Source organism: Novipirellula artificiosorum (assembly GCF_007860135.1).
Taxonomy (GTDB): Bacteria; Planctomycetota; Planctomycetia; order Pirellulales; family Pirellulaceae; genus Novipirellula_A; species Novipirellula_A artificiosorum.
In genome coordinates this window covers 103,215-125,154 of record NZ_SJPV01000010.1, presented here as the reverse complement: position 1 = coordinate 125,154, position 21,940 = coordinate 103,215, and the positions used below count along the sequence as shown (strand labels likewise).

12 protein-coding genes are annotated in these 21,940 nt (G+C 55.8%); 10 read left to right on the top strand and 2 right to left on the bottom strand.

The window, feature by feature from the left end; genetic code table 11:
• Window positions 1–32: 32 nt before the first annotated feature.
• Window positions 33–1,742, top strand: a complete 1,710-nt coding sequence (locus Poly41_RS23720) for a hypothetical protein (protein ID WP_146529571.1) — start codon at window positions 33–35, stop codon at window positions 1,740–1,742.
• A 100-nt stretch (window positions 1,743–1,842) separates the two neighbouring features.
• On the opposite strand, the gene Poly41_RS23715 is transcribed toward Poly41_RS23720, so the two are convergent.
• Both Poly41_RS23715 and Poly41_RS23710 read right to left on the bottom strand, forming a co-directional pair.
• Window positions 1,843–2,670 (bottom strand): exodeoxyribonuclease III, encoded by an 828-nt coding sequence (locus Poly41_RS23715; protein ID WP_231615882.1) that lies wholly within the window; start codon window positions 2,668–2,670, stop codon window positions 1,843–1,845.
• A gap of 1,170 nt (window positions 2,671–3,840) precedes the next feature.
• Window positions 3,841–6,261, bottom strand: coding sequence for a BNR-4 repeat-containing protein (locus Poly41_RS23710; protein WP_197231576.1), 2,421 nt, complete (start codon window positions 6,259–6,261; stop codon window positions 3,841–3,843).
• A gap of 154 nt (window positions 6,262–6,415) precedes the next feature.
• Between Poly41_RS23710 and Poly41_RS23705 the strand changes: the two genes are divergently transcribed.
• From Poly41_RS23705 to Poly41_RS23665, 9 genes are all read left to right on the top strand, one after another.
• Window positions 6,416–6,658: a glycoside hydrolase family 2 protein gene (locus tag Poly41_RS23705; RefSeq protein WP_146529567.1), complete on the top strand. Its 243-nt coding sequence runs from the start codon at window positions 6,416–6,418 to the stop codon at window positions 6,656–6,658.
• A gap of 534 nt (window positions 6,659–7,192) precedes the next feature.
• Window positions 7,193–8,767, top strand: coding sequence for an alpha-amylase family glycosyl hydrolase (locus Poly41_RS23700; RefSeq protein WP_146529823.1), 1,575 nt, complete (start codon window positions 7,193–7,195; stop codon window positions 8,765–8,767).
• A gap of 13 nt (window positions 8,768–8,780) precedes the next feature.
• Window positions 8,781–9,779, top strand: coding sequence for a glycosyltransferase family 4 protein (locus Poly41_RS23695; protein WP_231615881.1), 999 nt, complete (start codon window positions 8,781–8,783; stop codon window positions 9,777–9,779).
• A gap of 328 nt (window positions 9,780–10,107) precedes the next feature.
• Window positions 10,108–15,390, top strand: coding sequence for a sulfatase-like hydrolase/transferase (locus Poly41_RS23690; protein WP_197231575.1), 5,283 nt, complete (start codon window positions 10,108–10,110; stop codon window positions 15,388–15,390).
• Window positions 15,387–16,781 carry a sulfatase family protein gene (locus Poly41_RS23685; RefSeq protein WP_146529563.1) on the top strand — a complete coding sequence of 465 codons (1,395 nt, stop codon included), beginning with the start codon at window positions 15,387–15,389 and terminating at the stop codon, window positions 16,779–16,781. The genes Poly41_RS23690 and Poly41_RS23685 overlap by 4 nt, the downstream gene beginning before the upstream one ends.
• A gap of 27 nt (window positions 16,782–16,808) precedes the next feature.
• Window positions 16,809–20,129: a WD40 repeat domain-containing protein gene (locus Poly41_RS23680; protein WP_146529562.1), complete on the top strand. Its 3,321-nt coding sequence runs from the start codon at window positions 16,809–16,811 to the stop codon at window positions 20,127–20,129.
• Entirely contained in the window at window positions 20,126–20,311 is a 186-nt protein-coding gene (locus tag Poly41_RS23675) for a hypothetical protein (protein WP_146529561.1), read from the top strand. The genes Poly41_RS23680 and Poly41_RS23675 overlap by 4 nt, the downstream gene beginning before the upstream one ends.
• 131 nt (window positions 20,312–20,442) lie before the next feature.
• Window positions 20,443–21,018, top strand: coding sequence for a hypothetical protein (locus Poly41_RS23670; protein WP_146529560.1), 576 nt, complete (start codon window positions 20,443–20,445; stop codon window positions 21,016–21,018).
• Window positions 21,019–21,127: 109 nt separating this feature from the next.
• A complete protein-coding gene (locus Poly41_RS23665) occupies window positions 21,128–21,574 on the top strand; it encodes a hypothetical protein (protein ID WP_146529559.1) in 447 nt (148 codons plus the stop codon).
• The last annotated feature ends 366 nt before the right edge of the window (window positions 21,575–21,940 follow it).

The window sequence follows — 21,940 nt, the reverse complement described above, 5'->3', positions numbered from 1 at the left end:
CCTGGACGCGCCAACCGAATGAAGGATTCAATGTGAAGACATCCACGGAAGTGACCATCAAGAAGAGGAGCCGAACGAAACGACGCTGGTTCATCCTGTCCACTTGCATGATCCTGTTGATCGTGTTGGCGGTTCTAGGTCGTATGGCGGTCTACTATGTCGGTGCGACGCCTTTTTCACATGTGCCGCTTGAGAGCGGCAATATCGTGGTCCCAACATTGCGAACTTTGGAATGGCAGGATCGTTCGCAGACGACCGATCGTCTGATGGAGTATTGGGCCAAACAGTCGCTGGGCCAATGGAAGACTGATGGCAAGGTTGGGACGCCTCGCGCCTTGATGGGGCGATTCTTACTCAAGCGTGATCTGGATGCGGCGAACGCCTATCTTTTGAGTGTGACGCCGTGGGGCGAGGCAGGCTCGACTTGGGAACGCCATCCCGAGGGGGATTATGACTTCACGATGGCGGGACTCACGCCGATTCTGTTTCTTTTCGGGGATCAGCCCGAAGTGTTGTATCCGGAAACGCGAGAGCATTTGCTGAAGGTATTGTTGCCGCTCGAAGGAGGCGAACCGTTGGTGATGGTGCCGCGCACGCTCGGACTGGTACGAGACACCGAGAACCATCTTCTGATGACCGAAGGCTCACGCTACCTAAAAAATCGTTGGCTGGCACTCCACAACAGCCAATTGCCGGTGCACGACAACGTCGCCAACACCTTGGAGCCCTGGTTGCTGAATTTGCTGGAAGAATTGCGAACCGCAGGACTCTACGAATTTAATTCGATTCCCTACGAAGGCTATACGCTGACAGCGCTGTTGAATCTGGAGGCGTTTGGCTCGGAAGCGGTACAGCAAGCCGCACGCGATTTGCTCGATCAACTGAATTGGAACTACGCATTGGGCAGTTTAAGCTTTCGTCGCTTTCCACCGTTTCGTCGGCAACCGAAGCATGCCGACGATACGGGGCTGACCGGTGATCGGCACACGGCGTTGATCAAGGCGTGGATCAGTTTATTGCCCAGCGGCCCCGAGAACATCGAGGTGACGGAAAGCCATCACGTCGGGCTCTGGGCCTGTTGGTCACCTTATCGGTTAGCGGATAGAACCGCGCAGTGGATCCTCGGAAAACCGAATGACTACTATGTTCAAATCGGGCACGGTCCCTCGAGCTCACCAGAAATCTATAGCGGAGGTCCCGGCTATCTGCTTACCGCAGGCGGCGTCCACCGGGGCGCGCGTTCCTTGCTCGTGTCACGGCCCATCACGCTGATCCTTGATGACGGCGACGCCACCGATCTTTCGCAGGTACTGCATCTCTCTGGTCCAGGCGGGGACTACCGCCAGTGGAACAACACGGGCGTCTGGCGTGACTTTGCCGTCACCGGCGGTCCCGTTTCGATTCCCAAGATCTGGTTGCCAGACGCGAAGGGCAAGACTTGGAAGGTGTATCGCCGCAGCGAAGATCGATGTATCGCCGTCTATTCGAGCACCCATTTGGGTGTCGTTCATCTGACGCGTTCTTCGAATCCGCAAGCTGTGCTGGAGGCTGTGGAGAGAGCGAATCCCGACGACGACGTGTTGAGACATTCGTTTCATCAGCCCAATGGGAGTCGGATCGATTACGACACCGGTGCACCACGCCACCGGTGGGTGATTGAGCGTATCGACAACCAACCGGTCGATCGCCGGTTTGATGCCTGGCCAAGACTCCAGGGCGAGGGAGTTGACGAGACAAAATGAAGCTCGATGGTGCCATCCGTATAGCGGAAGCGGATCCCTCCTCGGATCGGACCCATCGTGTTGATTCTGTTGTTTGTGGGCATCGCTTGCGCACAGTCCTTCATGCCTTAGGCGACGAAAGTGTCAGCTCGACGGGGCAGTGATCAGAACCAAGGATTTCACTGTAAATTCGAGCTCCCTGAACGCGGCCCCATAATTTCTTGGCGACCCAAAAGTAGTCCAAACGCCAGCCAATGTTCCGAGCTCGCGCGTCGCTGCGGTAGGTCCACCAACTGTAGTGGCCTGGACCCTTTTCGAACTGCCGGAAGGAGTCGAGAAAACCAGCTTCGACGACTAGATCTAAACCAGCTCGCTCTTCGTCGCTGAATCCAGCGTTCTTGCGATTGGATTTTGGGTTGGCGAGGTCAATCTCTTGGTGGGCGCAATTGACGTCGCCACAGAAGATGACGGGCTTCCGCCGGTTCAGTTTTTTCACGTAGGCGAGGAAGTCGGCATCCCATTGCTGCCGGTAATCCAATCGCTTCAATCCACGCTGTGCGTTGGGCGTGTAAACATTGACGAGATGGAAGTCGCCAAACGTCGCCGTAATCACCCGGCCTTCTCGATCATGTTGCTCGATTCCCATGCCGAGCGTGGCTTTGCTCGGTTTCACTGTGCTCCAAATCGAAGTCCCGCTGTATCCCTTCTTCTCGGCACCGTTCCATATCTGGTGATAGCCAAGTTCGTCAGCCCATCTGAGATCCACTTGGCTGCGCTCAGCTTTGGTTTCTTGCAAACAGAGCACATCGGGTGGATTGCTTTCGACAAAGTCACGAAACCCTTTGTCCATCGAGGCGCGGATGCCATTGACGTTCCATGATACCAATCGCATGTCGGCACGTTCCTCCGTTTTGGGGTCGTTGAGTGTTGTGGCTGCGAGCATACCCATTCAAAGGTGTTGCTACGACCCACCGTTTGACTCGAGTGCTGGGTTGTCAAAAATACGGGGTTGGGGCGATTTAAGATTACGCAAGATTTCATCCCGAAGGGATTTCAAGCCATTAGCCCCAGGTCGCGAAGCGCACCTGGGGATCACGAGCGAATGGACTGAATGGATCTTGGGCTTTATGGAATGCTCTTTCGCCCGCTGGCGTTGTATTCCAGAGCCTAGGGTCGCGCCGCGGCGAAGCCGCAGATCGCACCCTAGGTCACCGACCGCGTCACGCGGCATACCTCGAAGAGGTTTTACAATGAACGGCATCGACGCCGCAAAATGATGCCAATCAGCGTTGGCGTCATTGTACAACGCCTGCGGCGTAGGAAGTCATTGTACAACGCCTGCGGCGTAGGAAAACGATGTCGACACCGTGGCCCCCAGGGTGCGCCGCTGCGCGTCGACCCAGGGCTCTGGAGTCTAACCGCTTCGCGGTAAAATAGAGTTCCGAAACATCTCTACCGAACGTCCCACGCAGCGACCACCCGGCTAATGGCTTGAAATCCCTTCGGGATGGATTGGCAGCCCGATCGCTAGTGCTTTGTCAATCTTTAATTATAGGGTTCGAGGGACCGGGGGGCTCACGCTCAATACCGCTAAAACTTGTAGCGGAACGGCGCGAGCCGTCCGGTCTCATCCTAATTTTTGATCTGGACAACGCACTAGGAACAGAATCGAGCCCATCGAAAAGGCCGCAACACCAAATTTTTGAGGCTCATCCGGCGGAAGCGTGCGCAGGAGGTTTTCGAGGCATCTCTCCGGTGTCCCATCATTGCTGGCAGGAGCTATTTTCACTTGTTATCGTGCAGTTGCCGGTAGAAACGGAGTCGAGCTCTGCAGAGGTGCAACTTGACAAGGGATATCCCGGTCGACGGTGCGCCAAGGGTGCTACCGGTTCCCGGCGGACGACCGTCCGTTGGGGACTCTTTTCTAAGAGATCATTGGACACCGGAGCCATACCTCCAAAAAACCTCGAGTCTGGGTTCCGCGCGCTTCCGTCGGATGAGCCATTTTTGACAGCCCAGGCTAGCAAATTTCTATTCAAGATGAGGGTACGCTGTATTCGTAGGCCAGGACCTGTCCTGACCCCTTAACCCTAATTCTTGATCTTGACGCACCAGTAGGTTACAGGTCACTCGTTTCGACCAGTTTCCATGTTGTGCCGCGGTTGGGCGACATGATCACCGCTCGTCGGTCGCCTTGATGGTCGGTGCGGTAAAACCAATACGTTGACCAGTAGTCGTAGGAAAGGAACAATCGGCCTTTTCGATCGATTGTCAAACGATGATAGAAGATGCTGTATTCCGAAAACGGGGCGACGATCAAAACGCGAGGCGCTTCCCAGGGTTGGCCGGGAGGTTTTCGTTGATAGGCAAGGGTTGCATGATGGCTAGCTGGATGCGGTTGCTCACCCTGTCTCCACATCCGAAAGACAAGATGCAAGGTGTCGTCGGCGCCGCAGACCAAGCCCACGTAGGTTTGTCGCCCGTCACCGACGGTCACGGGGTCGGTCCAGCCCAAGCTAGCGTCGTTCGTGGCCAAGGAACGTGAGTAGGGAAAGGGCTGTCCATGCGTTCCACAGAGGACGTGCAAGGTTCCTCGGCTGTCCATCGTAATGCTGGGTGAATTGTGAACATCGTTCGCTGGCGGGCCATAGCCAACGAGTGCAGGTTTCCCGAGTTGCCCCGTCCGGCGATCAAAGGTCACGACGTACGCGGGGACGCCCGGCACTTGCTCCGCAGGATCGGTAGCCTGACCCCAAGCGACATGGACTTTGTCGCCTCGAGAGACAACCGACGATGGAATTCCGGAGTGCGAAGACAATCCGATGCAGGACTTTGAAATGAGAACCGAGTGATCAAACGTGATTCGGCCGTTATTCTTTTTGGGAAGAATCAACTCCAGGTCATTGAGCCGTCGCCATTTCAATTTCGAATCAGTTGCCGTCCGAGTGAAACGAACAATCGCTGGGGGTTGGTCCGACACGTTGTGCCCAGAAAACTGCTCCATGTCCAACACACTCGCTTGTTTCTCTGGGCCAGGAATCGCGTAAGCAGAAAACGTGCGGCCACGGTTGACCGAGTGCAGCAGAACGGCCTGTCCCCCTGCCCTGGCCAATACGTACATGCCGTTGCTCGAATCGAAAGCGATTTTTGTCGACGCCGCTTTGATCGATTGACCCTTCAATTGCGGATCGCAGTACTCGATTGCAGACGACAGATCCGACTGGGTCCAATGCTCATCGCCCAGCGTGGCAATCTCGCCGTCCTGTTGCAGACAAGGTCGGTTCTCAACATCAAAGTACATTTGGTTTTCCGAAGGATAGTCTCGCTGATATCCATACAACTCGTTTTCATGCTGGTAAGGCTTCAGCACGATGGGCATCTCAAGTGGTTGGGATGCCAGCGGTGGCTCCGCTGTGACCCTCAGTGTCGAGTAGGTCGAAAGCTCGGGGCAGTCGGTTGGCGTTGCTCGAATGTGACAAACCTTTGCTTCTCCATCGGTGGGAACGCAGTAGGTGGCCGTGACTTCCGCCGCTTGTCTCGGAGCCAGTTGCACTTGTTGTGAGGATAGCTCTACCGGCCAATTCTGATCGTCAAACTCAAGATTCAGTTCGATGGTTGTCGGTGAAGATCCGTTGTTGTGAAGCCGAAATCGCGTTTGGCGTTGTTCGCCCGGCGGAGCGTGTATCGTTGTACGGTAAGGCGTCAAAAGCCACCGGTAAGGCAACAAGGAAAAGTAGGACGTGGGGTCAGGAGTCCAGCACGGTAGATTCACGTAGGGATCAGTTGAATCCCAACGGGTCACACCGTCAATCTGAATCGTGGCTTGGTAGGATGGTAAATGCAGTCGCCACGGAAGTGCGTCGCGATGTGTCTGGGCTGGAAAGGAATGCGTCGTCTTGCCTTGCGAATCGACCGCAAGCGTCTGGATCAATTCGTCGTTGCCATCGAATACCGAGAGTTCACCAGCGGTGTTCGACAAACCGCTGATCTCCATGTCAAACTTGCCTTCTCGCGGCACGAAACAGACATCACCAGCTCGACTTGGATTCAATAACACGATCGGTTCCTGGCGTCGCTCGTCTCGATGCCCCCGAGAGGTCTCGACCATGTATTTCTTGCAGTTCGTTTGGAAACCCCACGCCATCTCACTGCCATAACGATCTTGCGACACCGTGATATTCAGTGCAAAGATCCCTTTTCGAGACACCGTTGTTGTGAATCGCACATGCTGAGCTTCCCCCCATCCATGACCTGCGGGTTTTTCGTCGTCAGGAATCACGGCTTCTTGTAAAACTTGGCGATCGGGGCCAACAAGAATCGCCCGTAGTTCCGTCGTGCGGCCTCCGCGATTTCGATCTCGTTTGTAGACATCGATCACCAGTTCACCAGGCGAAGCCAGCAGATAGACGCCGCCACATCCACCGATCGCCACATCCATCGTGTCATCGTCGAACCCCTCGGCGTCTAACACCGATGTAGCCTGTGCAGTGAACAACAAGCACCAAAACAATGGCACCAAAAAACGATTGATATGAATCATGAGCTTTCTCTTCCTCTCAGTCCCGCTGTCAAAAAAACGGTCCACCCGGCACAAACGCAGCTCCGCCGGCACCAGCGATACTTGCTGAAATGTTCCTGCTCCGTTGAACGTACAAATCAGACGCAAGCAGTTTATCATGTCTTGAAACGTGGACGTGCATCACCGACCCACGCTCAAGGTGATGTTTGTGGAGGACGGGATTCAGATCAGCACGGACAACTTTGCTCGACAGGTGACCCTGGAGGTTCCGGGTGGGTCTGGCACGGTGTTCGAGGACAATTACTTTGACCTGGTACCCGGGACCAGTCGCACGATCAGACTGATTCACGCGACGAAAGGCAACACGGTTCGCGTGAGCGCCGTGTCGGCGGAACCGGTGGAGGTAGAAATCCCATAAACTTGGGACTCCTACTGATTGACCTGCTCTGGTCATTATCTCGTTTGGTCGTTATCCCATCTGACGCTTGTGGCCGTCGATGCGATCCGGGCAAAGCGACAGATCTGTCTGCGATTTTCGAGCCTTTCAGGATCATTCTTTGAGGGGGGCGTTCACCTTCGGCTTGCCGCTCGTGATGAACTCCCCGTTGTACGTCACCTTCACGAGCGACGAATCGCAGGTTTTAACGACGGTTTGTCCAATGAAACGCATTTGAAGCCGCGAAGCAGAGTTGCTTTAGGGCCATCTGTGCTCCGTTAGATTGACGCTGATCAGCTCGTTGGCAACACCAGTTGTGCGACAGGATGGTAGAGTGGGATGACGTGTGCGGGAGACCTGCCCAATCAGTGTGGCGACCGCTTGTCCTTTCGTAGGGACAATTCGGTTCGAGCCTGATGGATCGAACGCGGGACGCTTCTTCGTAATTCAAACGAACTGGGATCGGTCAACTTGGTGCGCGAAGGACAACGACAGACTCCTTGGTGGGAACGCGGAGTGATCTATCAGATCTACCCCCGCTCGTTTCAGGATAGCGATGCGGATGGCGTGGGTGACCTTGCCGGAATCGAGTTGCGGCTTGATTATCTCGCTGGGCTTGGCATCGATGCGATCTGGTTGTCACCGATTTATCCCTCCCCCATGGCGGATTTTGGATACGACGTTGCTGACTTTTGCGGCATCGATGCAATGTTCGGCGATCTCGCCGGTTTCGACCGATTGCTTGCGGCGGTCCACAATCGCGGCCTCAGGCTTCTGCTCGATTTTGTTCCCAATCATTCGTCAGACCAACATCCATGGTTCGTCGAAAGTCGGGGGTCGCGTGACAACCCGAAACGTGATTGGTATATCTGGCGCGATCCGGCGCCGGATGGAGGACCACCGAACAACTGGATTAGCGACTTCGGTGGCTCGTCCTGGGAGTGGGACGAGACGACAGGCCAATACTACCTTCATGCTTTCCTCGCGTCGCAACCCGATCTGAACTGGCGAAAACCGGAGCTGCGTGAAGCGATGGTGACGGTGCTGCGATTTTGGTTGGACCGCGGCGTCGATGGATTCCGGATTGACGTGCTCTGGCACATTATCAAGGCCGAAGGGCTGCCCGACAATCCGATCAACACGCACTGGACGCCCGATTGCACGCAGCGCGACCGGCTGGTCCAGGTCTATTCGACCGACCAGCCGGAAGCGCATGCGATCTCTGCGGAGTTCCGCGCGCTAGCCGACCGCTATGGCGACCGTGTCCTGATCGGCGAGATCTGTTTACCCAACGATCGCCATGCGCGATGGTACGGCACACCGGATCGTCTTCAAGTCCATCTGCCTTTCAATTTCCAGCTCATCGAAAACGCCTGGGACGCAGCCTCGCTCAGAAGGATGATTGCCGCCTACGAGGCGTCGCTGCCAGCATTCGGTTGGCCAAACTGGGTGATCGGCAGCCATGATGCACCGCGGATCGCTGCTCGGATCGGTGAGACGCAGGCACGCGTTGCCGCAATGCTTCTGCTGACGCTTCGCGGCACGCCAACGATGTACCAGGGCGACGAAATCGGCATTGGCGAGGTGAAGATCTCGCCCGATCGGGTGCGAGACCCACAGGATCTTCGTCAGCCCGGTCTGGGGATCGGTCGTGATCGTTCGCGCACGCCGATACCTTGGAATGCTTCGGCCTATGCGGGGTTCAGCACGGTCGAACCGTGGCTTCCACTCAACGAGGACTGGCGGGAGCGCAACTTCGAGATACAAGATCGGGATTCCAACTCACTGTTGTCTCTCTACCGATCTCTGCTCGCACTGCGACGATCACACGACGCACTCGCAATCGGCGACTTCAAGCTCGTCGACGCAGCGGAGGACGTACTCGCCTACCAGCGGCGGCATGCCGGCGAGTGCCTGCTGATCGCGCTGAACCTTAGCGACGCCATGCGGACCCTGATGTTGCCGACCGATACTTGTGTCGAAGAGGTTCTTGCATCGACCTTGCCACCATCGACCTGGGCGCTTCGTCCGCTGGACGCTGCGCTCGCCCCTAACGAAGGTCTCCTACTGCGACTGAAAGAGAAACACTAATATGCGCGTAGCAATGCTTGCCCCGATCGCGTGGCGCACGCCGCCGAGAACCTACGGCCCTTGGGAACTCGTCACCAGTATGCTGACCGAGGCGCTCGTCGAGCGCGGGGTCGATGTGACGCTTTTCGCCACGCTTGACAGCATCACGTCCGCAACGCTCGATGGCGTCGTTCCAGCGCCTTATGGGGACGATGCATCGATCGACGCGAAGGTCTGGGAATTCCGCCATCTAGCCCACCTCTTCGAGCAAGCCGGCCAGTTCGATCTGATTCACAATCAGGCGGACTTCCCTGCCCACGCTTTCGCGCGTTTGACCGACACGCCGATCGTGACGACGATCCACGGCTTCTCGTCCGATCGCATCCTGCCGATGTATGTGGAATACCAGGAAGTGGTTCATTATGTCGCCATTTCGGACGCCGATCGTCATCCGGATCTGCGCTACGCTGCGACGATTCATCATGGCATTCCGATCGACGATTTTCCGTTCCATCCGGTCGGCAGTGATGATCTGCTTTTCTTCGGACGCATCCACCCCGACAAGGGCGCTGCGGAGGCGATCGTCGCCGCTCGAGCAAGCGGGCGCCATCTCCACATGTACGGCATCGTGCAGGACACCGACTATTATGAACAGGAGGTCCAGCCATCCGATGACGGCGTGTCGGTCACGTATCATGGGGCAGTCGGTGGGACGCAGCGGCTACACGCCCTTGGCGCTGCACGGGCGCTTTTGCACCTGATCAATTTCGAAGAGCCCTTTGGGCTGTCGGTGATCGAAGCGATGGCTTGTGGCACACCCGTTATCGCCTCGCGGCGCGGATCGATGCCTGAGCTGATTGAGCATGGTGTCACTGGCTTTCTGGTCGACAGCCTTGACGAAGCACATCAGGCAATCGAGCGTATCAACGAGATCGACCGCCGCAGCGTCCGCCGCGCCGTCGCGGATCGATTTACCATCGATCGGATGGCGGACGCCTATCTGACGCTGTATCGGCGCATCCTCGGCGTTTAGTGCTTCATCCATCCCAAAAGCAAGACGGGATGATGCACTAGGAACCGATCATCCACAGCGATTTCCGCGATCGATCCATTCGAAAGGACCCCTCTTGCGGACGATTCACAATTCAGCGCGCAAAGACAGCAAATGAAACGGCGATGGAATACAATGGTGCCGCGATCCGACAATCGGATTGAAGTTCGCCCTCGAAGTCCCGGGAGAAATCATCGCGGTTCGTAGCGGCGATTCCACCCGTCATGATTCCTTCCAAGCCCTGGGTCGTAAGGTCTTCATTGGCCTTTGCCTTGTCGTCATGCGTTCGAGAAAAGGTGAGTCATCCAATATGAAAAACATTTCTGTCTTTTCCGTTTTGGTCATCCTTCTGATTGGATCCTCGAATCTATCGCTGGGGGCTGTGCGAGAAAGCGTGGAGCTCGATTGCGATTGGCGCTTCACTTTTTATGAAATCTATAACGACGCAGAGGCCGAGGGGCCGTTGAAACTCGGACCCGAAGGGCTTGAGGCAGCGGACTACGACGACGACGCATGGCGGACGGTCAACCTTCCTCACGACTGGGCCATCGAAGGGGATTACGCCTCCGATCATCCGACGCGCGACAATGCGGGCTATGTACAGGCGGGCATCGGCTGGTATCGAAAGACGATCGACCTGCCGGCATCCTGGCAAGGGAAGCGACTCTGGCTCGAATTCGACGGTGTCTTTCGCAAGAGCACCGTGTGGGTCAACGGCGTCGAGTTGGGGCATCGACCCTACGGCTGGATTTCTTTTGGGTATGACATCACCGAGGCTGTCGCTGGCCAGGACAAGGCCGTGATCGCGGTGCGCGTCGACAACTCGCAGCAAAACGCCGCACGCTGGTATACGGGCAGCGGCATCTACGCGCCGGTGCGGCTGGCGGTGACCGATCCGGTCCACATTTCGCCGTGGGGGACCTTCGTGCGTGCGGAGGTGGGTTCCGATTCTGCTGTTCTCATGATGGATACAGAAATCGCCAACGCGGGTCCCTCGGACGAGGCCGTTGAAGTGCGCAATTTGATCCTCGATCCCGAGGGACATGAAGTTGCCCGTGACACGGTGAATAGGACGGTCGACGCCGAAACCACCGAATCGATCACGCAGCGGATTCAATTGGCCAAACCGCAACTTTGGTCCTGTCAGAGCCCGACCCTCTACACGGCAATCAGTGAAATCTACCTCGGCCAGCGCTGCATCGACCGCTACGAAACGCGCTTCGGTATCCGAACGGTCAACTGGAGGAACGAATCCGGTTTTTGGCTGAACGGCGAGAACGTCAAGCTGAAGGGTGTGTGCAACCACCAAGACGCGGGACCGCTCGGCGCGGCAGTACCGGACAAAATTCTGCGATTCAGGTTGCAACAACTCAAGAACATGGGATGCAATGCCATTCGGACGTCCCACAATCCGCAAACACCAGCCTTCTACGACTTCTGTGATGAGATGGGGATCCTCGTCATGGATGAAATTTTCGACGGCTGGAAACGCAAAGCTCCCGCCGATTACGGCGCCTATGATTTTGACGAGTGGTGGCGCCGCGACTTGCGCGACTGGATACGCCGTGATCGCAACCATCCGAGCGTCGTCATCTGGAGTGTCGGCAACGAAACCCAACGCAGCGACGTGCCAATGGGCAAGTGGATTGTCGACCTTTGCCACGAGCTCGATCCAACTCGACAGGTCACTTCCGGCGGCAGCGACTCCCGTTCGATGGATGTGCATGGAGAAAACGGGCGATCCGAAGTCTCAACCTTTCCCCGAACGCACGGTGCCAAAATCGATCAGCCATTCGTGGCGACGGAATATCCTCACACCTGGCAGGTGAGGGGCTTCTACAAAACGCAGACTTGGTACCGTGACGGGTATCCGAACCCGAAACAAAAGCCCTCGTTCATCCCGGATTTGACGCTCGACGAAATCTTCTTCTTGGACTGGACCGAAGCGGCGAATAAAACGAACGCGAAGAAGCAAATATTCAATTCGTCCTACGACAACGGCACGGTGCGGATCTCGGCGCGCCAGGCTTGGCAGCAGGTTCGCGATCTACCTTGGTGGAGCGGCCAGTTCCGCTGGACCGGTCACGACTACCTTGGCGAGGCCGGTTATGTGCATGGCGGCTGGCCGTTCAAAGCATTCATGGGTGGTGCCATCGATTTGTGCAACTTCGAGAAAGACCTTTACTATCTCTACCAGAGCCAGTGGACCGACAAACCCATGGTGCATCTGCTGCCCCATTGGACGCACCCCACCATGACGACTGGAACGGAGATTCCGGTTTGGGCCTACAGCAATTGCGACGAGGTGGAGCTGTTTTTGAACGGAGAGTCGCTCGGTCGTGACAAGCCAGGTACCGAGTGGGACGAGATGCAGTGCGAGTGGCTCGTGCCCTGGACACCCGGCCAATTGAAGGCCATCGGCTATCGAGGTGGCAAGGCCGTAGCCGAAGCCGTTCATCGTACCGCAGCAACGCCGGCACGCGTGGCGCTGTCCAGCGATACACCCCAATTGGCAGTCGACGGCAAAGACATTGCCCAGGTTACTGCTGCGCAGCAGGACGCCGAAGGCAGCTTCTATCCCTACGGCGAGAACCGTGTCTACTTTTACCTCGATGGTCCCGCCCGGTTGCGTGCGCTCGGCAGCGGCAGCCCTATCGATGTCGAGCCCCATTACAACGTGAACAGTCGCGTCACCTTCTTCGGACTGGCCAAGGCCTACGTCGAGGCGACGCATGAAGCAGGGCCCATCACGCTCACGGCTGCTGCCATCTGTGGCGAGAAACGGCAGATCACCTCGGATCGTGTCAGCATTGATGTGCAGCAACTGGCTTTGCGGGGAAGTTCCGCTTCCGCGAAGGTTCAAGTTTTCTACACAACCGACGGCACCAAGCCGACACACCAATCGGTTCGGTACGAGCATGCGTTTCCCGTCCCGTTGGGGACGACTGTCAAAGCGGCCGTCTTCGTCGACAACCAGCGCATCCTCGATCTCGAAGAACGTTTTGCCGAGAACGAAGGTTTCGATTGGGGCGGCAAACAAGCGATTGCGGAGTCAAGCGAGAAGTGGGGCGAAGAAGGCGAACAGGCTGAAAAGACGCAACTTTCTGGCGTCACACGCAAGAGCAAACAAGGCTCAGCGTTTCACGGCGACGGCTATGTCGAACTGCCGGGTGAAGGTGCCATCACTTGGTTTATCGAAAACGATGGCGATGCCACCGATTACGATCTCGTCTTTCGCTACACAGGCGAAGACCCCCAGGGCGGTCGTCCCATGCGGCTTGAACTCAATGGAGAAGTCGTCGTCACCAAGATGCTGCTCAAGAACACCGGCAGCTGGAGGAGCCATTGGAAAACGTGGACGACTCGTCAGCGACTTCAGCAGGGTGCCAACGAAATCCGCCTGTCGACGCTCGGTCAAGGCGGAATGAGCATTGACGAAGTTCTCGTCAAACCCGTCGAGCGGGATGTCGATCCCAATCAAGCCGATTCGGACCGAGACGGTACGCCCGACGCAGTGGAAGTAGCCAAGGGATTGGACCCAAACGATCCTACACAAAGGCTCGATCGACCAAATATCATTTTCATTCTGGCAGACGATCTCGGCTATGGCGACCTTGGCGTGCTTTGGCAGAACTCGGTTGCAGGAAGCAAAAAGTTTGCCACGCCGAACTTTGATCGGATGGCGGCCGAGGGACTGATTCTGAACCAGCACTACACGGGGGCGCCCGTCTGTGCGCCAGCGCGAGGAACGTTACTCACGGGCGTGCATCAAGGCCACTGTACCATTCGAAATACAGACTTCGACAACGCCCTGGAACATAACTTCACGCTTGGGAACACACTTCAGCGGGCCGGATATGCAACGGCTCTGATCGGGAAGTACGGCCTGCAAGGCGCAGGCACGTCCCCCGCAACCTGGACGGCTTATCCGACCAAACGCGGGTTTGATTTCTTTCATGGTTACGTGCGGCACGCCGATGGGCACCAGCACTACCCAGCCAATGAATGGCGGTTGGGCAACTCGAAACCACATCGAAGTCCCAAAGAACTGTACGAAAACGACCGTGAGATCTCGGCCGATCTGGACAAGTGCTTCACGCCTGATCTATTCACTGCGCGAGCCAAGAAATGGATCATTGATCATCACGCCGCTAGCGCCGAACAGGCTTTCTTCCTTTACCTTGCGTTCGACACGCCGCACGCCGCACTACAGCTTCCGACCTCCGCTTATCCCGAAGGCGCTGGAACAAAGGGTGGTGTGCAGTGGATGGGTACGCCGGGGCACATGATCAATACGGCCAGTGGAGATGTCGATTCATGGCGTCATCCGGATTATGTGGGCAAGGGATGGACAGATGAGGAAGAGCGTTTTGCCACACTTGTTCGACGCATGGACGACTGTGTCGGCGACCTACTTCAGACGCTTCGCGACCTGCAGATTGACGACAACACGTTGGTGGTTTTCAGTGCCGACAACGGCCCACACGACGTACATTACCTTTCGGGTGGCCACTATGACGCGAGTGCCTTCGACTCGTTTGGCCCGTTCGAGGGAATCAAACGCGATTGTTATGAGGGTGGATTGCGTCAGCCGACGCTCGCCTGGTGGCCGAAGAAGATTACTGCGGGGCAGACCAACGACACTCCTTCACAGTTTCAGGATTGGATGGCAACCTTCTGCGATTTGGCTCAGAGGCCGACGCCGGCTCGAAGTGATGGTGTCTCACTGGTGCCCACTCTAACCGGAAACGGAAACCAACGTGACGGGATCGTGTACGTCGAGTTCAAGCAGAACGGAAACACCCCGAGCTATCCTGAATTCATTCATCACGCCAAGGATCCTCGTGGTAACCAACAAGTCATTTTTCTGGATGGCTACAAGGGCATTCGTAATGGCATCCGTTCGCATGCCGACGACTTCCAGATCTACGATGTCGGCAAGGACCTCAAAGAAGCAACCAATCTCTTTCTCGATCCGAACAACGATCGGCCAGAATACTTCGCCGAGCTACAACAGCGGATGAAAGACCGTGTGCTTCGGGTTCGTCAGATTGAAAAGGACGATCCATTCGATCCAAGTTCGGACAAAACAGAGTCTCGCCCCTATGACGCGGAACTTGTCCCCCCGGTCACTCTTGATGTGACATCCGGTGTCGACGTTGCCGCCTACGAAGGTTTGTGGCCCTGGGTGCCGGAATTCGATGAATTGAAGCCGCTCGGTACAAAAAACGTGGTTGCAATTGACGTGACGAATGACTTGTCACGCTCGAAGGACGCCGGGCTTTGCTACCGAGGCTTTTTGAAAGTTCCTGCCGACGGGGCATGGACTTTCTACGTAACCTCGGATGCCGGCACTCACCTGCGTATTCATGAGTCTCAAGTAATCGATGACGACTTCAATCATGACGGATCGGAGGCCAGCGGAAAAATCCTGCTCAAGGCGGGGCTGCATCCTTTCACGCTCTACTATCGAACCGCAGACGATACCCCGGCACTGACATTGCAATGGTCCGGTCCCGACACCGCAAAACAGGTTATCCCTGATGAGTGTCTGTTTCGCGCCAAGATTTCTACCGATGGGGCAAGACAATGAATCAACTACCAGCGGTGTTCACCGTGCTGACGATCGCCAGCGTTTTGACCCTCGCTACATCGGCGCACGCTGGCGAAGATTTTGACCGCCCCAATATCGTCTTGATTATGGCGGAAGACATCGGCAATGACTTGGCATGCTACGGCACCAAGGGTGTAAAAACGCCGACGCTCGACAAGTTGGCTGATGACGGGATGCGTTACACACGTTTCTACACGAATTCACCGATTTGTTCGCCCAGCCGTACGGCTCTGATGCTCGGCATGTACCAGACTTCCTGCAATGGGCACAACCATCGCAGTAACGTCAAAGGTGCATCGGGACTGCACTACATGACGCACTATCTGAGGCAAGCCGGTTACGTCAACCTTGTCGGCTCGAAAGTCATCCAGCGCAAAAGCGGCAAAACCGATATCAATGTGCGTCTCGATGAACCCTTGTTTGACAAATCGAACCCAAAACCGGGACAACCGTTCTTTCAGCAAATCCAGCTTCAAGTGACGCACCGCCAAGCGAACGACTCACGCTGGCAAGATTTGCGCGCGAGCAAGAAACTTCCCGTCAGCACACGCGAGGTCGAAATACCGCCGTATCTTCCCGATACACCGGAGGTTCGACTGGATTGGGCGACGTACCTTGATCAGATCGAACAGGCAGATCTGGAAACGAGTCAGATCATTGCGGACCTGAAAGAAAAAGGGCAACTCGATCGTACGATTCTCATCTGGATCGGTGACAATGGTCGTTGTCAGATTCGCGGCAAAGGTTATCTCTTTGAGGACGGCATCAAGTGTCCGATGATCATTTGGGGTAAAGGGATTGAGCAAGGCAAGACCGTGAATGACCTTGTCTCCGGCATTGACCTGACCGCCACGATTTTGGCGCTCGCAGGTATCGAGAAGCCTGCCCAAATGCAGGGCCAGGCATTCCTTGCCAATCCTGGATACGAAAGCAAACAATACGTCTTCTGTGCCCGCGACCGCTGGGACGAGATCGTCGATTGTAGCCGTGTGATCGTCGGTGAGCGGTACAAGTACATTCACAACTTCATGCCCGAAGTCCCGTATGATGCCGGTCAAAAATATCTCGATACGGACAATGTCAGACCGATCCTGCCACTGCTGAGACAAATGAATCGGTCCCGAAAGTTGAATGCGGCTCAGGCCTATTTCTTTAGGCCTGAGAAAGAGGTCGAGCAGTTGTATGATCTTCAGCAGGATCCATGGGAACTCCACAACCTCGCGGCATCCGCTGGGCATAACAGAACGAAAGCAGAATTGCGTGAAAAACTATTTCAGTGGTTCGTCTCGACGAACGATCAGGGTCTCACGCGTGATAACCAAGGTACATGGAAGCCGAAATTGGAAATGCAAATGCAGACACCTCGTTGACCCGGATGCTTCCTCGGAGTTGGGCAAGTGTTTCAAGAATCCCTACGTTCACTCATCGGCTTCCTAACCCTTGCAGCCTTGACGGGTTGCCAGCGTCCCCAGGATCTGCCTCCTGTCGCTGCCGAACCGAAATCGTCATCGATCGACAGTCCGATGTGGGTCGATCTTGGCACGGCGGCCCCCGTTGCAATGGCCGTTCGCCCAGATGGACGACAAGTGATCGTTTCGGCTCCGCCGGTCACGCATGCCTACGCATTGCCGTCGGGAAAACGAATTCACACTTGGCCGCGGCAAGTCTTGGCGTTCTACAGTGGGGATGGAAAAACAGTCCTTACGGTGTCGGATTCCGTGACGTCGGTATCGGATACTCAATCGTTTCGACCGCTGCAATCTTTTCCCTCTCCATGGCCGAATCAAACCAACGAACGACCGCCCTTCGCGGCAGCGATCAGCCACGACGGATCACGAATTGCGGTCACCGATCTTTCTCAGGCAACCAGTTACCATTCACCAAGCGTCATCCGTGTCTTCGATTGCACCAATGGCACGGAATCACTTTCCATCTTCGTTCCTGAAAAAGCTAAGGTGCAGTCGATTGAGTTTTTGCTCGATGCCACACGGCTGCTTGTGCAGTACACCGGATCAAGCGACCCTCTGTACAATGGAACCAGAGAACTATGGGATCTTCAGCATTCCGAAGTACTCGTAGAGTTTGCACGCGCCGCGAAGGTCATTGCGAGCAAAAGCCGCAAACGGATCGCAGTCGGAAAAATCGATCAACCAACGAAGATCACCATCCATGATGCGGGAACGGGCAGGTTGCAAAACGAGTTTCATCATCCTGACCTATTGCGTGACTTCTGCTTTCGACCGGACTCGAATCAGATCTTGATTGCCAGTGAGGTTCCGCGATCAAAGGCAGCTCCTGATGAGGCATCCGACTCACCGCCATCAAAGAATCCGATTGGCCGGATCACGCAGTGGGACATCGCGTCTTCGAGAATCACTTTTGAACAGACCGATGACGAGTTTCCATTTGCAAAAGCGATGTACGACGCCGAAGGGGATCGAATCTTCGGGGCGCTGGAGAAACCAACGGGGCTCGATGAGGACGTTGACTTCTATTTATTGGGCTGGGACGCGACGACATCAACGTCGATCACGACGCTGCCACAGGCGTTTTTCAGTTATCGAATCGGCGACGTTGTTTTCCTACCTGGCTCGGATCAGGTCGTTGCGTTACAAGAACCATTTTCGCTACGCAACGTGAACACCGGCGAAGCAATCACGCCACTCGGCCGCTATCGGGTCGCTCAGACGCACGTTCAATTCAAGGCAAACGAACCGTCGATCTATTCCGGTTCGTCTCTGACGGATCTTCGGTCTGGGTTGTCCTCTTCCTCGCGTATCGGGCCGGCCGACCAATTTGTACAGAATGGCAAGACGCTTTTTAGTAGCCGACATCCAAGCCTGAGCCTTTTCGATGTCAAATCAGGTAAGCCCTTCTGGGATCTCTATCTCGAGTGTAGTCCGTACGCAGCGCGTAGCACCGAGATTACCAAAGACGCCCGCTCCATTGTCCGATCACAGCCCACCAGTGACAATACAATCGACGATGCACGTGTCTTGATCATTCAACCGGAGGCACCGGATTCGCCGAGGATTCTGCATCGCTATGCGGCTGCTATTGCCATCCATCCTTCGGACAAGCAATTTGCTGCCGCCTCGGATCAATCCATTGAGGAATTCGATATCGCGAGTGCAGGGCTGTTGGGAAGAATTGGTGAGGTCCCAGGACGGGTGCTCGACATGGCCTACACGGCCGACGGTTCTCAGATCGCGGCGTGCGGCGTTATCGACCATCGCAACCCGCAAACGCGTACTAGCAAATCCAGTTTCGGGTGGGCTTGGCTGTACGATCGTGAAACCCATCAAGTTCAACCGCTAATAGGACACACTGCGGTGGTTACATCGCTAGCGATTGACTCGCCACGACATCGCTTGGCAACGAGTTCCAACGATGGCACGGTGCGTTTGTGGAACATGGAAACGGGTGAGTGCTTGTGGGTCTATAAGGGACACCATAGCCAGATCGATTGCGTTGATATCAGCTCGGATGGAAAACTGATGGCTAGCGCCGGCGTCGATGGCATCGCAATTTGGAACATCGCCGGCGTGGTCGATCCTGATATCCAACCGGCTCAACTTGCCAGTGAGTTTACGTCGGCACAAAAGACAGAGACAACCAATGAAACGCCGGGCAAAGCGGCTTCCTCAACACCGCCACCCAGTCCTGCCCAGGGCACCGCCCAATGGGATGTCGTCAAGGTGGGGGATACAAGCAGAGTCCATTTTCACAACGCGTCGGTGGATCCGTGGCTACAGCAAAATCGCAATGCCCACCAAGCGTTACGAAGACGCGAAGTACCTCGGCGACCGAACGGCGTGCCCTCGGCATATAGCGGCCCATCAAGCCAAAGTAGCAACGGTGAGCGACTGCTGTTTACCAAGTTTGCAAAACCTTTCGTCAAAGTATTTGATTCCAATTACGAGGAAGTCCAAAGTTGGCCGATTCGTGCATCCGGCCAAACCGCCGTGATTTCACCGGATGGAGACTGCGTTTTCATTGTGCGTGATGTCGAAGGTCACAGCACGGGTAAAATACATGTCGATATCTACGACGTCGAGTCAGGAGAACGGTTAGGGAAGATTCAAGACATTGATGCCCGCTGGGGCACGGCCATCGACATGGATCCGCTGGGACGAACGCTGCTACTTCGAGTCGATAACAACAGCATTGATTTGCGTGAAATCGCGACCGGTAAGTCGCTCGGCCAACTCCGCTCAACTCCGGCGGGTGCGGGACGCAGTGCACAATACAGTCCCGATGGGCGTTTGATCGCAATGGGCAAATATCCCGACACGGAAATTTCACTCTGTGATCCTTTGACCCTCGAGCCAATCCAGACCATCGTCAATGACTTGCCGGTTCGCTGGTTCATCTTCACTCCCGATGGAAAACGAATCCTGGCGGGGCAACCCTACGCGCAATCGCGGACCTGGCTAACGATGTGGGAGATCGATGATGCGGAATCGACAAGTGTTCGTCGCCTTTGGAGCCATGCCGGACCCGCAGGCGACAACGGCTTCTTTTCCGATGACGGTCGTCGCTATCTGTCGCCAGCAAATTGGAATCTTTGGACGCTATGGGATACCGATAACGGGCATGTCGATGTTGCGATCCTCACCAGCCTCACAAACTCAAAAGACCAATTCGCCCTATCCGCCGACGGCCAATCCATTCATTTCTATGCCAGCGACGGCCCCCAAGTATGGCCACCACCATGACAGAAAAACAATCTCCTCCGCAGAATCGTGTTGGTGCTGTCTCATCCATGAGCGAACCGGTGCTTGGTGTGAGATACGGAACAGATGGAAATCTGTACGTTTTCCTTACTGTTCCGTTTTGGATCATCGCCACACTGGTCGGATTTGCTTCATTATTAGCCTTCGCACGCCTTAGTGACTAGCTGTCCTGCCTAGGCATCTGGTTGCTGTGTTAATCATCACGGCGTTGTTTTTACTCGCTCTCGTTCCCTTCTTCGCGTACACTGGTGACGGTCGGTGTTATGCCTACAACTGACACATAGCGAGGTCCAAAATGATGCGTCCCAGCTTCGTTTGTTTACTGGTCTTCAACATGGTCGCGGCTATTGCTACCGAGTTACCCGCTCAGGCCCCCACGCCGGAGTCGAGCGCGCGTGAACGGTTCAACCAAGTGTTCGTCAAAGTCATCGTGCCCATCACCCCTCACACTCCGAAGCAGGACGGCCCCGTCGTTGAGTCTTGGGTTGCAGAGCAGCTCAAACAACTGGGCGAGTCCGAATACTTTGCTGTCACAGACTGGGTGCCTGTTTGTGATGGGCTGCTTGCGGACGATATCGTAGACAATTGCGTTCCTCTTAACGGCAAACTCCCCTATTGCCCTGTCGGCGGAGACATTCCTGAACGGGAAAACGGTCGCTTGCTGGTCAGCGTTGGTGGCTTTACGCCAGTCGGTGGCGAGGCGAACATCAGGCTGCCGGATGAACCAGGTAGTCGAGCAGTTGGCCCCGTGCGGTTGCTTGTTGGCAAAGAAGGAAAGCGGATAAAGATCGAAGAAGGGCTCCCATACGTGGCAGTCATCATTGCGCCGCCACCTCAGGAGAGAGTCGCGTCACGCGGCGATACCAAATAGGCAGAACAAAGCGGTGAACCCGAGGCGCCGATCACGCGGATCCGAAAGCATCGTTTTTTGGCGGCGTCCCGGTGACGGGTAACGACTATACCTTCAGGAAATTCTTGTGATGACTCGACCATTGTTTGCTGCATTCGTCATGTTGGGACTGGTGGGGTTCGGCTACTACGCTCAGGCTGAGAAGGGCGACAATCCTCAGGCGAAGGACGATTTAATCGCGTTGCAGCAGAAGCGTATCGAGCTGCTTGAAGAGCGAGTGTCGACCATCGAGCGCTACGTAAAGGCGAACGTTGGTAGCAGGTCGGATATGGTTGCGGCGCAGATGGATGTCGTTAATGCTCGGCTTGACTACGCTCAGTCCAATGATCAGAAGCAGAGCCTCCTTTCAGAATTGCTCAAGATGTATGACCAGCAGATTGAGGTTGCTGAAGTTAAGACACTCGCACCGATTAGTCCCGGACGTAGTGCCAAGAACGACCTCGCCGCAGATTCTCGATTGCTGCTTTTGAGATCGGAGCGAATTCGCATTCAGATCGAACGGGACATGCTCGACTAATCACGGCATAACCATCGGATGCAACGGAGGCGTCGGCCCATCCGACACCCCAATTAGGGTAGTTCGAGTCAAAGGGAATTTTCGTCCGCATCTGTTTTTATCGACTTGAACGTCGCCTTGAGCTGCAAGCTGGCTCTGGCACAATCAAGTCATTATGCTGGGATGCGGGTGACCATAAGGACCGGTGGTCAGTTTTTACGAATGGATCCTCAACTCCCGGTCCCCGCTGATCGCAACTCGTTGAACTTAATCGAAGTGCTCCGGTGCAGTGCGCGGTGACTGCGAACACGTGGACAATGGGGTGACGCTGAATGGGGCGGCTCCGGTGCAGGCGGTGGTCCCGTCAACGCTGGCACGCTTCCTGCG